Origin of the sequence: Thalassobaculum sp. OXR-137, assembly GCF_034377285.1 — a bacterium.
Taxonomy (GTDB): Bacteria; Pseudomonadota; Alphaproteobacteria; order Thalassobaculales; family Thalassobaculaceae; genus Thalassobaculum.
Window position 1 is genome coordinate 1,676,272 of sequence record NZ_CP139715.1, and the last position, 14,259, is coordinate 1,690,530.

At 67.7% G+C, this 14,259-nt stretch carries 13 protein-coding genes; 8 read left to right on the forward strand and 5 right to left on the reverse strand.

What is annotated here, in order from left to right; all coding sequences use genetic code 11:
* Positions 1-91: 91 nt before the first annotated feature.
* A complete protein-coding gene (locus tag T8K17_RS07880) occupies positions 92-1,846 on the reverse strand; it encodes an NAD(P)/FAD-dependent oxidoreductase (RefSeq protein ID WP_322333947.1) in 1,755 nt (584 codons plus the stop codon).
* 1 nt (position 1,847) lies between these two features.
* Entirely contained in the window at positions 1,848-2,858 is a 1,011-nt protein-coding gene (locus tag T8K17_RS07885) for a phytanoyl-CoA dioxygenase family protein (protein ID WP_322333948.1), read from the reverse strand.
* A gap of 224 nt (positions 2,859-3,082) precedes the next feature.
* On the opposite strand from T8K17_RS07885, the gene T8K17_RS07890 reads away from it, so the two are divergent.
* The 4 genes from T8K17_RS07890 to T8K17_RS07905 are packed head-to-tail and all read left to right on the forward strand — an operon-like array spanning position 3,083 to position 5,735.
* On the forward strand, positions 3,083-3,508 hold the full coding sequence (locus T8K17_RS07890; protein WP_322333949.1) for a rhodanese-like domain-containing protein: 426 nt from the start codon (positions 3,083-3,085) through the stop codon (positions 3,506-3,508).
* A gap of 10 nt (positions 3,509-3,518) precedes the next feature.
* Positions 3,519-3,719 carry a DUF1737 domain-containing protein gene (locus T8K17_RS07895; RefSeq protein WP_322333950.1) on the forward strand — a complete coding sequence of 67 codons (201 nt, stop codon included), beginning with the start codon at positions 3,519-3,521 and terminating at the stop codon, positions 3,717-3,719.
* Complete coding sequence (metZ, locus tag T8K17_RS07900) at positions 3,719-4,906, forward strand: O-succinylhomoserine sulfhydrylase (RefSeq protein WP_416153195.1); 1,188 nt, start codon at positions 3,719-3,721, stop codon at positions 4,904-4,906. The genes T8K17_RS07895 and metZ overlap by 1 nt, the downstream gene beginning before the upstream one ends.
* Positions 4,907-4,952: 46 nt before the next feature.
* Positions 4,953-5,735: an HpcH/HpaI aldolase family protein gene (locus tag T8K17_RS07905; protein ID WP_322333952.1), complete on the forward strand. Its 783-nt coding sequence runs from the start codon at positions 4,953-4,955 to the stop codon at positions 5,733-5,735.
* Positions 5,736-5,799: 64 nt separating this feature from the next.
* On the opposite strand, the gene T8K17_RS07910 is transcribed toward T8K17_RS07905, so the two are convergent.
* Positions 5,800-6,765: a porin gene (locus T8K17_RS07910; RefSeq protein ID WP_322333953.1), complete on the reverse strand. Its 966-nt coding sequence runs from the start codon at positions 6,763-6,765 to the stop codon at positions 5,800-5,802.
* Positions 6,766-6,912 carry a hypothetical protein gene (locus tag T8K17_RS07915; RefSeq protein WP_322333954.1) on the reverse strand — a complete coding sequence of 49 codons (147 nt, stop codon included), beginning with the start codon at positions 6,910-6,912 and terminating at the stop codon, positions 6,766-6,768. It lies immediately after the preceding gene.
* Between the two features lie 388 nt (positions 6,913-7,300).
* Here T8K17_RS07915 and T8K17_RS07920 point away from each other — a divergent pair, with 388 nt between their 5' ends.
* The 4 genes from T8K17_RS07920 to T8K17_RS07935 all read left to right on the forward strand — a co-directional run bounded on the left by T8K17_RS07920 (position 7,301) and on the right by T8K17_RS07935 (position 12,286).
* A complete protein-coding gene (locus T8K17_RS07920) occupies positions 7,301-8,569 on the forward strand; it encodes an imelysin family protein (protein WP_322333955.1) in 1,269 nt (422 codons plus the stop codon).
* Positions 8,570-8,670: 101 nt separating this feature from the next.
* Complete coding sequence (locus tag T8K17_RS07925; protein WP_322333956.1) at positions 8,671-10,098, forward strand: di-heme oxidoredictase family protein; 1,428 nt, start codon at positions 8,671-8,673, stop codon at positions 10,096-10,098.
* 9 nt (positions 10,099-10,107) lie between these two features.
* The gene (locus T8K17_RS07930) at positions 10,108-11,166 is read left to right on the forward strand and encodes an imelysin family protein (RefSeq protein ID WP_322333957.1); all 1,059 of its coding nucleotides are present in this window, start codon (positions 10,108-10,110) and stop codon (positions 11,164-11,166) included.
* Position 11,167: 1 nt separating this feature from the next.
* On the forward strand, positions 11,168-12,286 hold the full coding sequence (locus tag T8K17_RS07935) for a DUF1513 domain-containing protein (RefSeq protein ID WP_322333958.1): 1,119 nt from the start codon (positions 11,168-11,170) through the stop codon (positions 12,284-12,286).
* A gap of 13 nt (positions 12,287-12,299) precedes the next feature.
* Here the strand turns inward: T8K17_RS07935 and T8K17_RS07940 are convergent, their stop codons facing one another.
* On the reverse strand, positions 12,300-14,093 hold the full coding sequence (locus T8K17_RS07940; protein ID WP_322333959.1) for a long-chain fatty acid--CoA ligase: 1,794 nt from the start codon (positions 14,091-14,093) through the stop codon (positions 12,300-12,302).
* Between the last annotated feature and the right edge of the window lie 166 nt (positions 14,094-14,259).

Sequence of the window (14,259 nt, forward strand, 5' to 3'; positions counted from 1 at the left end):
CCCAATCAAACGTCTGAGTTACGGTCCCGGCCTCGCCCCGGATCTGGCCCGGGGACGATCCGGGATGACGCAGTTGGTGGTGGGGTGGGACCTAAGCCACCAACCCCAACTCCCGCGCCTGGATCTGCAGGGCCAGGTACTTGGAATACACCCGGCACTGGGAGAACGCCCCGCCGGTGAACCACAGCCCCGGCTGGCCGGTGGCCATCCACATGTTGCGCAGCTCCTGGGTGTCCGGGTTGAAGTTCCACACCGGCCCCGCCCGCTCGGCCACCGCCTCGCCGAACAGCAGGCGCACCAGATGGTCTTGGTTCTTGTAGCCGGTCGCCAGCACCACCAGCTCCGCCGACCGCTCGTCGCCTGACCTCATCGCCACGCCGCCGGCGGTGAAGCGGTCGATATCGGCATACTGGATCAGGTCGATTTTCCCCGCAGCGATCAGCTCGGAGCAGCCGACATTGAAGTAATACCCGCCGCCTCGCGTGCGGTACTTCAGTGGCCAGCCGGTGCCGTCCTCGCCGAAATCGAGCCGGAAGCCGGCCTTCTCCAGCCCGTCGAGCAGCGGCTTGTCGATCGCCCGGACGCGGTCGGTGATTTCTTTATGCGCCACTTTCATCAGGGCGAGCGGGATCGAGAGAACCGTCAGGTCGCGGTCGTCGCGCGACGGGCCGGGGCCGAGGAAGACGCCGTCATAGAGCTGGGCGCTCGGCTCGATGTTGACCACGAGGGTGGGGCTGCGCTGGACCATCGTGACCTGCGCGCCGTTGCCCTGAAGGTCCTGGGCGATGTCGTGGGCGCTGGTGCCGGTGCCGAAGACCATGACCGGCCGGTCGCGCCATTCCGCCCCGTCGCCGAACTGGCTGGAATGCACGACCTTTCCCTGGAAGGTCTCCAGGGTCGGGATCTCGGGAATGTGCGGGGTGCCGCTGACGCTGGTCGCCATGACGATGTGGCGCGGCCGCATCTGACGGGTGCTGCCGTCGGCCAGGGTCAGCCGGGCGGTCCAGCATTGCGCCGCCTCGTCCCAGTCTGCGCCGTCGAAGCTGGTACGGGTCCAGAAATTGATCGCCAGGGCGTCGACATAGAACTCGAGCCAGTTGGCGATCAGGTCCTTGGGAATGTAGGACGGGAAGGTCTCCGGGAACGGCAGATAGGGCAGGTGGTTGCTGTGCAGCGTGTTGTGCAGCTTCAGCCCGTGATAGCGCAGGCGCCAGTTGTCGCCGATCCGGGCCATCCTGTCGACGATCAGCGTGTCGATGCCTAGCTGGCCCAGGCGTGCCGCTGCGGTGATGCCGCCATGGCCGCCGCCGACGATCAGTACTGCCGGGTCGCGGTCGGTGTAGGCGGCACTCTCCCGGCGCTTGTCGGCCCAGTTTGGGCCGTGGAAGGCGCGCGATACCGCCGGCTCGTCGCGGCCGGCGCGCAGGGTCTCTTCCTCGTGGCCGCGGATCGACTCAAGGGTGGTCAGCAGGGTCCAGGCCTTCTGCGAGCCGACCGCCATCCGCAGCAGCCCTGCCCCGCGTCCGATATCGGTCTCGAAGGCGAGGAACGCCTCCACCACCTCCGCCCCGGCCCGGCGCACTGTGCGGGGCGGGCAGCGTGCCGGGTCGAGCGCCACCTCGCGCACACCCTTCTCGGCCGCCAGCCGGGCGATGTCGCCCGCGATGCGGTCGCAGCCGCTGGTGGTCTTCAGCGTCCAGGTCAGGGCGAGCGTGTCGCGCCAGTGGCTGTCGCTCTCGAACATGTCCGCCACCGCCTCGGCGGTGCCGGCGGCCAGTGCCGCGTTGAAGTCCTCGACCCAGCGCAGGGCGGCGCGTTCCGGCGTGCGGTAGACGGCAGCATCCATGTCAGCCGAGCTCCCCCAGGGCCGGTCGGCGCGAGATCTGTTCCACCGTCGGATCGCCGGTGCGGCCATAGGCCCACCACACCCCGAAGCCGAGCAGGGCGCGGACCCGGTCGGAGGCTGCGTCGTACATCGCGTCGCTCAGCCCCACGGTGTAGTTCTCCTGCGGCCGGAACTGCGGACCGCAGAAGGTGACCAGCAGGCCCCAGCGGTCGGTATTGCCGGTATTGGCGCCGGTACCGTGCCAGATGCGGCCGTCGGCGATCACCGCGGTACCGGCCGGCCCCTCCGCGGCGATTGTCTCCACGTCGCCGTCGAGAGCGGGGTCCGGATGCCGGCCCCAGAGATGGCTGCCGGGCACCAGCCGGGTGCCGCCATTGGTCTCGGTGAAGTCGTTCAGCATGACGATCACCTGGGCACAGGCGGCCGGCGCGATCATCGCCGGCACGTCGTTCGGGGCGAGGTCGGGATCCCGGTCGAAGGTGGTGCGGTTGGTCGAGCCGATCGGCAGCGGGCGGCGGTCCGGCCGGTGCGGCACCGGGGCCCACCACTGGTCGGTGTGCAGGTTCATCGGCACGCTGCCCGGCCGGGCGATATTGGCGTTGTAGGCGGAGAGCTGGAAGGCGTCGCCCAGGATATGGCCGACCAGGTCGAGCACCGGCTCGCGCTCCAGCACGTCGTGATAGACACGGCCCTTGTTGGCCAGCATCCAGACCCGCTGGTTCACCCCGCCGTTGCGGGCCTTGAAGGCGTCGGCGCGGATCCGGCCGTCGGCGTCTCGGAAGGCGCCCCATTGCTGGTCGGCACCGCCATCCTCGAAAGCATGATCGAGCTGCTTCTCGGCATCCGCCTGGGCCTGGGTGCGGGCGCGCACCTGGCCGAGCAGCGGCTCGGGCACGGCATCCTGCAGCAGGCAGTATCCGAAACGGTCGATATCGGCACGGGCCCGATCCAGGTCCGTCGTCGGACGCGGCAGATCGCGGCGGTCGATGGACTTCGTGATGCGAACAGTCACGGCAGCCTCCCTGGGGCTCCGCCGGTCTTATCGTTCTGCTTCCTGGCGAAGCGGCTTGGCGACCGGTCGGTGTGCTTTATGCTGGTCGAAGCGTAGGGGCTGCGCGAACCGGACGGCAAGACGCCGAATACGGGTGGGGCCGTCGAGAAACGTTGTCGTGCGAGACCCCAGGGGCTATGGGAATGGCCCCCAACGGCACGCGACAGTCACGGGAGGACCGGACAATGACAGCCGACGGCTATGCCGGCGATGTAACCAGCGCCGAAGCGATGGAAATTCTGAGAAACAACGTGGACGCGGTGCTGCTGGACGTGCGCACCGACGCGGAGTGGACCTTCGTCGGGCGCCCCGACCTGAGCAGTCTCGGCCGGGAGCCGGTGCTGATCGCCTGGCAGACCTTCCCGGGTATGGCGCCGAACGGCGGTTTCGTCGCGGCGGTCGGACGCTCGATCCTGAAGAAGGACGTGCCGGTTCTGGTGATGTGCCGCTCCGGTCAGCGTTCCAAGAGTGCCGCCGTCGCCCTGACCGAGGCCGGATATTCCGACTGCCGCAACATCTCCGACGGCTTCGAGGGCCCGAAGGACGAGGCCGGCCACCGGAACACCGTGTCGGGCTGGCGCGCCGCCGGCCTGCCCTGGCAGCAGGGCTGAGGGGGATACCGTGGCCGAGCGCAAGATCTACCGCCTGCTCACCGGTCCCGACGACGCCGCGTTCTGCGTGCGCGTCGGCGATGCGTTGAAGGAGGGCTATGTCCTCTACGGCTCGCCCGGGATCACCCATGGCCCCGAGGGCGTGATCGTCTCCCAGGCGGTCGTGCTGCCGGACTACCTGCCGCCCCTGCCCAAGGAGACGTCCGCGTGATTTCCGACTCCGATGGTTGGCGCCGGTCGACCAAGCTGGTCCGCACCGGCCTCGCCCGTAGCCCGAACAATGAGACCGCCGAAGCGCTCTATCTGAATTCCGGCTTCGTCTTCAATTCGGCCGCCGAGGCCGAGGCCGCATTCAAGGGCGAGAACGACGTCTATATGTACTCGCGCTACGGCAACCCGACGGTCACCACCTTCGAGGACCGTCTGGCTGCCCTGGAGGGGGCCGAGATGTGCCGGGCGACCGCGACCGGTATGGCGGCGATCTTCTCGGCGCTGGCCTGCCAGCTCAAGGCGGGCGACCGGGTCGTCGCCGCCCGCGAACTGTTCGGCGCCTGCCACCACATCGTCTCCAAGATCTTGCCGAAATGGGGGATCGAGACCCAGTTCGTGAAGGGCACCGATCTGGAGGCCTGGAAGGCGGCCCTGTCGAAGCCGACCAACGCGGTCCTGCTGGAGAGCCCGTCCAACCCGATGCTCGACCTGGTGGATATCGCCGCGGTGTCGGAGATGGCCCATGCGGTCGGCGCCAAGGTGATCGTCGACAACGTCTTCGCCACCCCGCTGTTCCAGAGCCCGCTGGAACTGGGCGCCGACGTGGTGGTCTATTCGGCGACCAAGCATATCGACGGCCATGGCCGCTGCCTGGGCGGCGCGGTGCTCGGCTCGGCCGCCTGGATGAACGAGCATTTCATCCCGTTCTACCGCAACACCGGCCCGTCCATGAGCCCGTTCAACGCTTGGGTCATGGCCAAGTCCCTGGAGACGCTGGAACTCCGTGTGGAGCGGATGAGCGCGACGGCGGCCAAGGTCGCCGACTGGCTGGCCGCTCAGGAAAAGATCGTGCGGGTCCGCTATCCCGGCCGTGCCGACCATCCCCAGCACGACCTCGCCAAGCGGCAGATGCGCGGCTTCGGGAGTCTGGTGGCGTTCGAGGTCGCCGGCGGCAAGCAGGCGGCCTTCACCGTGCTGGACAGCCTGAAGGTCATCGACCTGTCGAACAACCTGGGCGACGCCAAGTCGCTGGCCTGTCATCCGTTCACGACGACCCATGCCAAGGTTCCGCTGGAGGAGAAGCTTGACTGCGGCATCACCGAGGGGGCGATCCGGCTGTCTGTCGGTCTTGAACACCCCGACGACCTGACCGAGGATCTGGCCCAAGCCCTGGCGGCCGCCTCCTGACCTTTCGGTGAGCGCCCGACCCGGGCGCTCACGGAAGGAAACGGCCATGATCGAGTTGAAGAACCACGCCCTGGACAAACTGCGCGCCGGGGAGCTGTCGCTCGGCGTCGGCCTGCGCCAGGCGCGCACGGTCGATATCGGCAAGGCGATGAAGACCGCCGGCTTCGACTGGCTGTTCATCGACATGGAGCACAACTCCATGGACGTGGACACCGCGGTGCAGATCTGCGTCACCTCCCAGGATGCCGGCATCACCCCGATCGTCCGCGTCCCCGGCTTCCAGCATTTCCATGCGACCCGGGTGCTGGACGGCGGCGCCCAGGGCATCGTTGTCCCCCATGTGGACGACGCGGAGACGGCGGCGCAGATGGTGTCGAACATGCGCTATCCGCCGCTCGGCCACCGCTCGGTGACCGGCGCGCTGCCGCAGCTCGACTTCGAGGGCCATCCGGTGGCGGAGACCGCCGAGGTGGTGAACCGCGAGACCCTGCTGGTGGTGATGCTGGAGACCCCGACCGCCATCGCCAACGCCCACGAGATCGCCGCCGTGCCGGGAGTCGACGCCCTGCTGATCGGCACCAGCGATCTGACCATGGAGATGGGCATCCCGGGCCAGCCGGAACATCCCGACGTGATCAAGGCCTACGAGACCATGCTCGACGCCTGCCGGACCCACGGCAAGTTCGCGGGCATGGGCGGGGTCTACGATCCGGCGATCATGCAGCGCTATGTGTCGATGGGCGTGCGGATGGTGCTGGCCGGAAACGACATGGCGTTCCTGATGGCCGGGGCGCGGGCCCGCGCCAGGGAGGTCCGCGCCCTGATCTGACGCGCGGAAAAGAGGCGGCCGATTGCGACCGGCCGCCTCGAAGGATCTTAGGCCCCGAAGGATCTTAGAAGGACAGGGTGATGCCGGTGACGACGGCCCAGCCCTCGTTGTCGGCGCCGCTGTCGGACTCGAACTCGGTGCGGAAGATCGAGCCGAGGGCGGTCACGCCCGGGCCGAGGTCGTAGGCGCCGGACAGCATGACCGTGTTGTGGTCGCTGTCGCCGGCGGTGGCGACGCTGTCCTCCACCGAACCCTGGTAATAGGACAGGGAGACCGAGGCGTCGCCGAAGGCATAGGCGACGCCGATGTCGAAGCCGTCGCCGTCGAACGAGGTCGCCGTGTCGGTGCCGCCGCCCGGGTTGCCCTGGGTGTTGGCGTAGGATCCGCCGACGGTGAACCCGGCATAGGTAAGGTTGGCGCCGAAGCTGTACCCCTGAGCGTCGTCGCCGGCGGCACCCACGCCGTCCGGCTTGTCGGCGAACAGGTATCCCGCGGCCAGCGCCACCTCGACATCGCCGAACTCCTGAACGAAGTTCGCGCCCAGCGAGAAGCCGTCGCGGTAGATGTCGCCCGACGGCTGGATGTTGCTGTCACGCTCGAACTCCGGAATGTAGGAGAAACCGAACTGGAAGCCGGAGAAGCGGGGCGTGTAGTAGTTGATCTTCGACGCCTGGTCTTCGCCGAGATACAGGTAGGTGGACTGGAAGGCGGAATCCGCATCCGCGCCGGTCAGGTTGACCACCCAGTCGGAGATGTCGCTGTCGTTGATGCCGAAGCCGACATCCGGAGCGGCGTAATGCATGATCGCCGCGACGCTGTCGGTCTGACCGACTTCGAGCCGGCCGGCCGAGCTTTCCAGATACAGCATCGAGCCGTCGATCTGGTCGGAGCCCGAGGACATCGCGTCCAACCCGACTTCCATGCCGACCGCGAGGCCGTTGTCGAGGATAAGCTCGCCGCCGAACACGAGCGTGCCGTCGGTCTTCACATCGAAGCCGGTGAAGTCGCCGGTATTCGTGTCATTGTCCACTTAACCGAAATACTGCGTGTACTCACCGCCGATACCGACGGAGAGCTTTTCCGCCGCGCCCGCAGACGGCGCGATGGCGAAGGTGGCGAACAGGGAAGCGGCGAGGCCGGCCGGCCGCCACCGTACCAATCCAAATGGTTGGTTCATGGGTCCCCCCCTCCAGAGGGTCAGGTCAGGTGCGACGCGATGCGATCGCAGGGTTACAGACATTTTTGCAAATGACATGCAGGGGCAATACTAAACCCAGTTTAGGTCAGTGTCTCTGGCTCTATAAATGTTATGATATAACATCACAATCTAAAAATATCGGATATCCGCGTATTCGGACCGCAGAAGGACCGAAAATCGGACCTATCCACCTCCCCCGGGTGCGGATCGTCACACAGCCGACATACTGCGAATGATTCTCAGTTTGCTGTTGCAAATGCGAATGGCTTGCAATAACAAGTCTAGCGGAACGGCGACGGATGTCGATCCGACACAACGCGTCGGCGGGCGATCCGCGCGCGGCGTGACCGACAGAGGGGAAGATTCGATGAGACGTATGATGTTGGCGGGCCTGCTGGCCCTCGGTGTGGCGCCGGTTTCGGCTCAGGCGGCGGCTCCGTCGGCGGAGGCCGTGCTGAAGACCTATGCCGACATCGCCCATGCCGGATACGAGGACTCGCTGATCACCGCGAAGCGTCTGGAAACCGCCGTCGATGCGCTGATCGCGTTGCCCTCGGAGAAGACGCTGAACGACGCGAAGTCGGCCTGGAGGGCCGCCCGCGTGCCCTATCAGCAGACCGAGGCCTTCCGCTTCGGCAACCCGATCGTCGACGAGTGGGAAGGCAAGGTGAACGCCTGGCCGCTGGACGAGGGGCTGATCGACTATGTCGACAGCGGCAAGTACGGCAAGTCGAGCGACGACAACCCGTACTACACCGCCAATATCGTCGCCAATCCGACCCTGAAGCTGGGCGGCCGCACCCTGGAGACGCCGAAGATCACCACGGCCGTGATCCAGGAGCTGCATGAGCTCGACGCGGTCGAGGCGAATGTCACCACCGGCTATCACGCCATCGAATTCCTGCTCTGGGGCCAGGATCTGAACGGCACCGGTCCGGGTGCCGGCAACCGCCCCTATACCGATTTTGACACCAAGAACTGCACCAACGGCAACTGCGACCGCCGTGCGGCCTATCTCGAGGTCGCCACCGATCTCCTGATCGCCGATCTGGAGGAGATGGTCGCCAATTGGGACGAGGGCGGTGCCGCCCGGACGCAGCTCATGGAGGCCGGCGACAAGGGCGGTCTGGCCATGATCCTGACCGGCATGGGCAGCCTGTCCTACGGTGAGTTGGCCGGTGAGCGCATGAAGCTCGGCCTGCTGCTGCACGATCCGGAGGAAGAGCATGACTGCTTCTCCGACAACACCCACTGGTCCCATTACTACGACGCCCAGGGTGTGAAGAACGTCTACGAGGGCCGCTACGAGCGGGTCGACGGCAGTGTGGTGGAGGGCGCGAGCGTCTCCGACCTCGTGGCCGCGACCGATGCCGACCTGGACAAGGCCATCACCGGTGCCCTGAACGACACCATGGCGAAGATGGGCAAGATGGCCGACGCCGCCGAGGCGGGCGAGGCCTACGATCAGCAGATCGGCGAAGGCAACGAGGCGGGCAACGCCCGGGTCGATGCCGCCATCACCGCCCTGCTGGTGCAGACACGTGAGATCGAGCGCGCGGTCGCGGCGCTCGGGCTGGAAAATCTCTCGATCGAGGGGTCTGACAGTTTGGACAATCCCGCCGCTGTTTTTCAGTGACCGGGATTGACGCGATCACTCTCTAGTCGAAGCATGGCAACTTGGGCGGTCCGGCAACGGGCCGCCCCTTTTCGCCGAAACCCGACAGGTAATTTAAGGTCATGCGACGCATTCAGGTGACGCGCGCGTTCACCGCGTTTCTTCTCGCAGGGTTCGCCGTTTCGATGGGGTTCGCAGCGGTCTGCGAGACGGCGGCCGATCCCGCGGGTAGTCTGCCGGCTGGCGATGCGACCTCGCTGAATGCCGCCGACGGGAACGCCTTCTCCCACTCCTCGGCGACCCTGCCCTTCGAGAAGGAGCTCGACTTCAAGGTCGGCAACGGCATCTTCAAGAAGCTGTGGGTCAGCTCCCCGGCATCGACCAAATCCTCCGACGGGCTTGGGCCCCTCTACAACGCGCGCGCCTGCCAGCGCTGCCATCTGAAGGATGGGCGCGGCCATCCGCCCGCCGCCAATTTCCCCGACGACAACGCCGTCTCCATGCTGATCCGCCTGGGTATTCCGATCTCGCCGCGGGACACCCGGCCGGATCCGGTCTATGGCGGCCAACTTCAGGATTTCGCCGTCGCCGGTATTCCGATCGAGGGCCGGCCCCACGTCACCTGGACCGAGGAGCTGGTGGCGATGGCTGACGGGACCGAGGTCTCCCTGCGCCGGCCGGACTGGACCGTCGTGGACCTGGGCTACGGCCCCATGGACCCGGAGACCCGGACCTCCGTGCGCATCGCGCCGCCGATGATCGGGCTCGGTCTGCTGGAAGCGGTCCCGGCGGATCAGATCGCCGCCTATGCCGATCCCGACGACGCCAATGGCGACGGAATCTCGGGCCGGGCGGCGGAGGTCACCAACGCCGAGACCGGCGAGGCGATGCTCGGCCGGTTCGGCTGGAAGGCCTCCCAGCCGACGCTGCGGATGCAGGCCCAGGCGGCCTTCCTGGGCGACATGGGCCTGGCTACCACCGCCTTCCCCTTCGCCCATGGCGACTGCACCGAGGGACAGAAGCTCTGCCGCGAGGCGCCGGGGGGCGGCAGCGAGGCGACCGGACTGGAAGTCAGCGAGACCATGCTGAAGCTGGTGGTCTTCTACTCCCGGCACCTCGCCGTGCCGGCGCGGCGCAACCTGACCGATCCCGCCGTCTCCCGCGGCGAAGCGGTGTTCGCCGAGGCGGGCTGCGCGAGCTGCCACCGTCCGAGCCTGACCACGGCGGCGGATGCCGAGGACCCGGCGCTGGCCGGACACACGATCTTCGCCTTCACCGACATGCTGCTGCATGACATGGGACCGGATCTCGCCGACGGGCTGCCGGAAGGCGATGCCGAGGCGTCGGAGTGGCGCACGCCGCCGCTCTGGGGCATCGGGTTGACCGAGACCGTCAACGGCCACACCAATTTCCTGCATGACGGCCGCGCCCGGTCGCTGTTGGAGGCCATCCTGTGGCATGGTGGCGAGGCGCGGGCGGCCCGCGATCACGTCGTCGGCCTCGATGCCGCGGACCGGGACGCCCTGATCGCCTACATCAACTCGCTCTAGGAGGCCGCTATGCGGGTCCTCGCCGTCCTGTTCGCCGCCGTCTGCCTCATGTCCTCCACCGGCGCGCGCGCCGACGTGTCGGCGGTGCTGGTGGAGGATCTGGTCGACGGGAACGTGATCCCGGCCTACCGCGCTTTCGAGTCCAAGACCGCCGCTTTGTCCCAGGCGGTGGATGCCGCCTGTGCGCAGGACGCGCTGGCGACCGAAACGGTCAAGGCGGTCTTCGCCGAGGCCTGGATCGCCTGGGCCGGGGCACGGCATGTGGTGAAGGGGCCGGTCACCTATTTCGACCGGCAGTTCCGCATCGAGTTCTGGCCGGACGGCCGCAACCGGATCGAACGGGCGCTGAACGACCTGCGCGTCGCCGGTGGAGAGCCGGAGATCGCCGCCGCCGTCGTCGGGGTGCAGGGCTTTCCCGCACTCGAGCGCCTGATCTATGAGGGCGAGGGCGCCAACGACTGCTTCATCGCCAGACCGATCGCCGCGAACCTGCATGGCATGGCGGCCGAGATCCTGATCGAATGGACCGAAGGGGACAGCCCGTTCCGCAAGGCGCTGGTCTCGCCCGGCGGTGGCGCGGGGGTCTATTTCAGCTATTCGGAATCCCTGACCGCGCTGATGACCGGGGCGGTCGCGTCGCTGGAAGGGATCCTGCGCCTGCGGCTCAAGCGGCCGCTGGGCGAGGAGAGCGGGATCGTGCGGCCGGAGCGGGCCGAGGCATGGCGCAGCGGGCTCTCCATGGATCTGATCCGGGCCGACCTCGCCACCGTCGCCGATTTCTATCACGGCGGTGCTGAAGAGGGCGAGGCGCCGCGCGGTCTCGACGCCGCCCTGCGCGACAGCGGCGAGACCGACCTGGCCGACCTGATGACCAAGGCCTTCCGCGTTACCCGGGACACCGCCGATAAGATCGACAGACCGTTGCGCGAGGCCGTCGTCGATCCGGCGCTGCGACCCGTCCTGGAGGAACTCGTGACCCAGGTCTCGGCGCTGAAGGCGCTGATCATCCAGAAGGTGGGTCCGGCGCTCGGCATCGCCGGCGGATTCAACGCCCTCGATGGGGACTGACATGCGCGACGCCGTGCCGTCCCGCCGCCAGGTGCTTGCCGCCCTGGCCAGCCTGCCGGCGCTGAGCGCCTTGCCGGCCCTCGCCGCGTCCCGGCCGGCGGTCGTCACCACCGCCAAGCTGGCGGCCGGCGGTTTCGCCATCGTCGGCCTCGACGCCGACGGGCGGGCCAGCTTCGTGGAGCCTTTGCCCGACCGAGGCCACGGGGTGGTCCCACGTCCGGGCGGCGACGATGTCGCGGTGATCGCCCGGCGCCCGGGGCGTTTCGGCTATGTGGTCGCCGCCGAGACCGGCGCCGTCCGGGCCGAGCTCGATCTGCCGGATACCCGCCACTATTACGGCCATGCCGCTTACTCCGCCGACGGCCGCCTGCTCTACACGACGGAGAACGCCTTCGACGAGGACCGCGGCGTGCTGGGGGTGTGGGACGCGACCGCCGGCTATGCCCGGGTCGGCGAGGTCGACAGTGCCGGAATCGGCCCGCACGAGGTCCGCCGCGCCGCCGATGACGGGTCGCTCTGGGTCGCCAATGGCGGCATCCTTACCCATCCGGACAGCGGCCGGATCAAGCTGAACCTGCCGACCATGGAGCCGACCCTGGCCCGGGTGGCGCCCGGCGGCACCGAGGCCGAGCGGGTCCTGGTCCTGCCCGCAGAGCTGCACAAGCTGAGCATGCGCCACGTCGCCACCCACCGGGAGACGGTCGCCGTCGCGATGCAGTATGAGGGTCCGGAGAGCGATATCGTGCCGCTGGTCGCCGTGACGACGACCGAGGGCGGGGTGCCGCGGCTGCTCGATTTGCCGGACATCCTGGCGATGCGCTCGCGCCAGTATACCGGCGACGTCGCCTTCGATCCGACCGGGGCCGTCGTCGGCGCCGGGCTGCCGCGCGGCGGATTCTTCGCCTTCTGGTCGGTGCAGGACGGCCGTTTCCTCGGCTCCGTGGAGGCGCCCGACGGCTGCGCCATCGCCACGGGGCGCGGGGCGGGTGGCTTCGTGATCTCCACCGGCACCGGCGGCCGCATCGGCCAGGTGACCGCCCGGCCGGCCGGCGTGGACGTGGCCTGGACGGCCGTCGCCCAGGTCGCCGCCTTCGACAATCACCTGATGGCAGCCTCCTGACGGAGGCCGGTCCTCACCCCTTGCCGTACAGCCGGTCGAGCCGCTCGTAGTAGTTCTCGCGGATCTTGTGCCGGCGGATCTTCAGGGTCGGGGTCATCATGCCGTTCTCGGTGGTGAACGGCTCGGTCGCCACCTGGAAGCGCCGCACCTTCTCGATCTGGGCGAGGTCGGTGTTCACCCGATCGATGGCGGCGGACACCGCCTTGCGGAAGCCCTCGTCCTCGGCCAGCACGGAGAGGTTCGCGGTCTTGCCGTTGGCCGAGGCCCATTCCTCCACGAAACTCTCATCCGGCACGATCAGCCCGACCAGATACGGCCGCTTGTCGCCGTAGACCATGGCCTGGAGGATCTCCGGCTGCATGGTCAGCTTGCCCTCGATCCGGGCCGGCGAGATGTTGTCGCCGCCGGAATTGACGATGATATCCTTCTTGCGGTCGGTGATGACGAGATAGCCGTCCTCGTCGATATGGCCGATATCGCCGGTATGCAGCCAGCCGTCCTTTATGGTGGCGGCGGTGGTGTCCGGGTCGTGCCAGTAGCCCTTCATCAGCAGCGGCCCGTCGACCAGGATCTCGCCGTCCTCGGCGATCTTCACCTGTACGCCCTTCAGCGGCGGCCCGACCGTGTGGATCTTGATCCGGCCCGGCGGGTTGGCGGAGACCACCGGCGAGGCCTCGGTCTGGCCGTAGCCCTGGAGCAGGTTGACGTGGAGGGCGAGGAAGAACTTGCCGATATCGGGGTTCAAGGGACCGCCGCCGGACACGAAGGCCTTAAGCCGGCCGCCGAACCGCTGGGACACCTTCTTGCGCACCAGCTTGGACAGGATCCAGTTGTAGATCCGCTCCCACAGGGAAAGGCTGGACGGGTCCTCGTATCGCTTGCGGCCGAGGCGGACGGCGTCGTGGAACAGCTTGGCCGACTTGCCGCCCTGGCGCTCGACCCCGCGCAGGATGCGGTCGTGCAGCACCTCGTAGAGCCGGGGCACGGCGGTCATGATGGTCGGCCGCACTTCCTGCAGGTTGGCGGCGAGCTGGTCCGGGCCCTCGCAGTAGTAGATCTGCGCGCCGATGGAGATCGGGAAGAACAGGCCGCAGGTGTGCTCGTAGGAATGCGACAGCGGCAGCAGCGACAGGAAGATCTCGTCCCCGAGCTCGTATTCCTTCAGCAGGTGATAGGCGCCGTCGCAGTTCGCCAGGATCGAGCGGTGGGTGAGCATCACCCCCTTCGGCCGGCCGCCGGTCCCCGAGGTGTAGATGAAGCAGGCGGTGTCGTCCTTGGCGAGACCGGCGGCGATGGCGGGAATGTCGGTCCCGTCGGCCTCGCCCAGCGCCATCACCTCCTGCCAGCCGTGCAGGTCGATCCCGCCGGCGGCGGCGTCCTTGGGCTCCTCGATGGTGATGACGATGCCGCAGTTCTCGGAACTGTGGGCGGCGGGGATCACCCGGCGGGCCAGCCGCGAGGTGCTGACGATGGCCGCCTTCGCACCGGAATGGTCGAGAATGTAGAGATGGTCGTCGGTGGTGTTGGTGGTGTAGGCCGGGACGGTGATCGCGCCGATCGACATGATCGCCAGGTCCGCCACGCCCCATTCGGGCCGGTTGTCCGACACGACGACGACCCGGTCGCCGGCCTTGATGCCGATCTTCAGCAGTCCGCGGGCCAGCTTGATCACCTGGTCGCGGGTCTCGCCATAGCTCCAGGACGTCCACTGTCCGTCGATCTTGGCCCACAGGAAGGGCTTGCTGCCCAGGGATGCGGCCTGACCGTAGAACATCGTCGGCAGGTTGGTGATGGCGGCGTAGTCCATGCGTTTCCCCCGTTCGGCAGTCGGTGCGGCATTCTTTCCGGCTTTTCCGGCCGTTATATGGCAAATGCCACGGCTCTTGGTGGAGAATGCCTCTCCCTGTTCGGCCGGACGGTTGGCGCCGCCGGTTCGACCCTCTATATCGCGTTAAGGGACGGCGATGCCAAGT

What these genes read in the sequence shown, in the direction of transcription:
- T8K17_RS07880 (WP_322333947.1), bottom strand. Translation starts at nt 1,846, where the DNA reads ATGGATGCTGCCGTCTACCGCACGCCGGAACGCGCCGCCCTGCGCTGG.
- T8K17_RS07890 (WP_322333949.1), top strand. Translation starts at nt 3,083, where the DNA reads ATGACAGCCGACGGCTATGCCGGCGATGTAACCAGCGCCGAAGCGATG.
- T8K17_RS07905 (WP_322333952.1), top strand. Translation starts at nt 4,953, where the DNA reads ATGATCGAGTTGAAGAACCACGCCCTGGACAAACTGCGCGCCGGGGAG.
- T8K17_RS07915 (WP_322333954.1), bottom strand. Translation starts at nt 6,912, where the DNA reads ATGAACCAACCATTTGGATTGGTACGGTGGCGGCCGGCCGGCCTCGCC.
- T8K17_RS07920 (WP_322333955.1), top strand. Translation starts at nt 7,301, where the DNA reads ATGAGACGTATGATGTTGGCGGGCCTGCTGGCCCTCGGTGTGGCGCCG.
- T8K17_RS07925 (WP_322333956.1), top strand. Translation starts at nt 8,671, where the DNA reads ATGCGACGCATTCAGGTGACGCGCGCGTTCACCGCGTTTCTTCTCGCA.
- T8K17_RS07930 (WP_322333957.1), top strand. Translation starts at nt 10,108, where the DNA reads ATGCGGGTCCTCGCCGTCCTGTTCGCCGCCGTCTGCCTCATGTCCTCC.
- T8K17_RS07935 (WP_322333958.1), top strand. Translation starts at nt 11,168, where the DNA reads ATGCGCGACGCCGTGCCGTCCCGCCGCCAGGTGCTTGCCGCCCTGGCC.
- T8K17_RS07940 (WP_322333959.1), bottom strand. Translation starts at nt 14,093, where the DNA reads ATGGACTACGCCGCCATCACCAACCTGCCGACGATGTTCTACGGTCAG.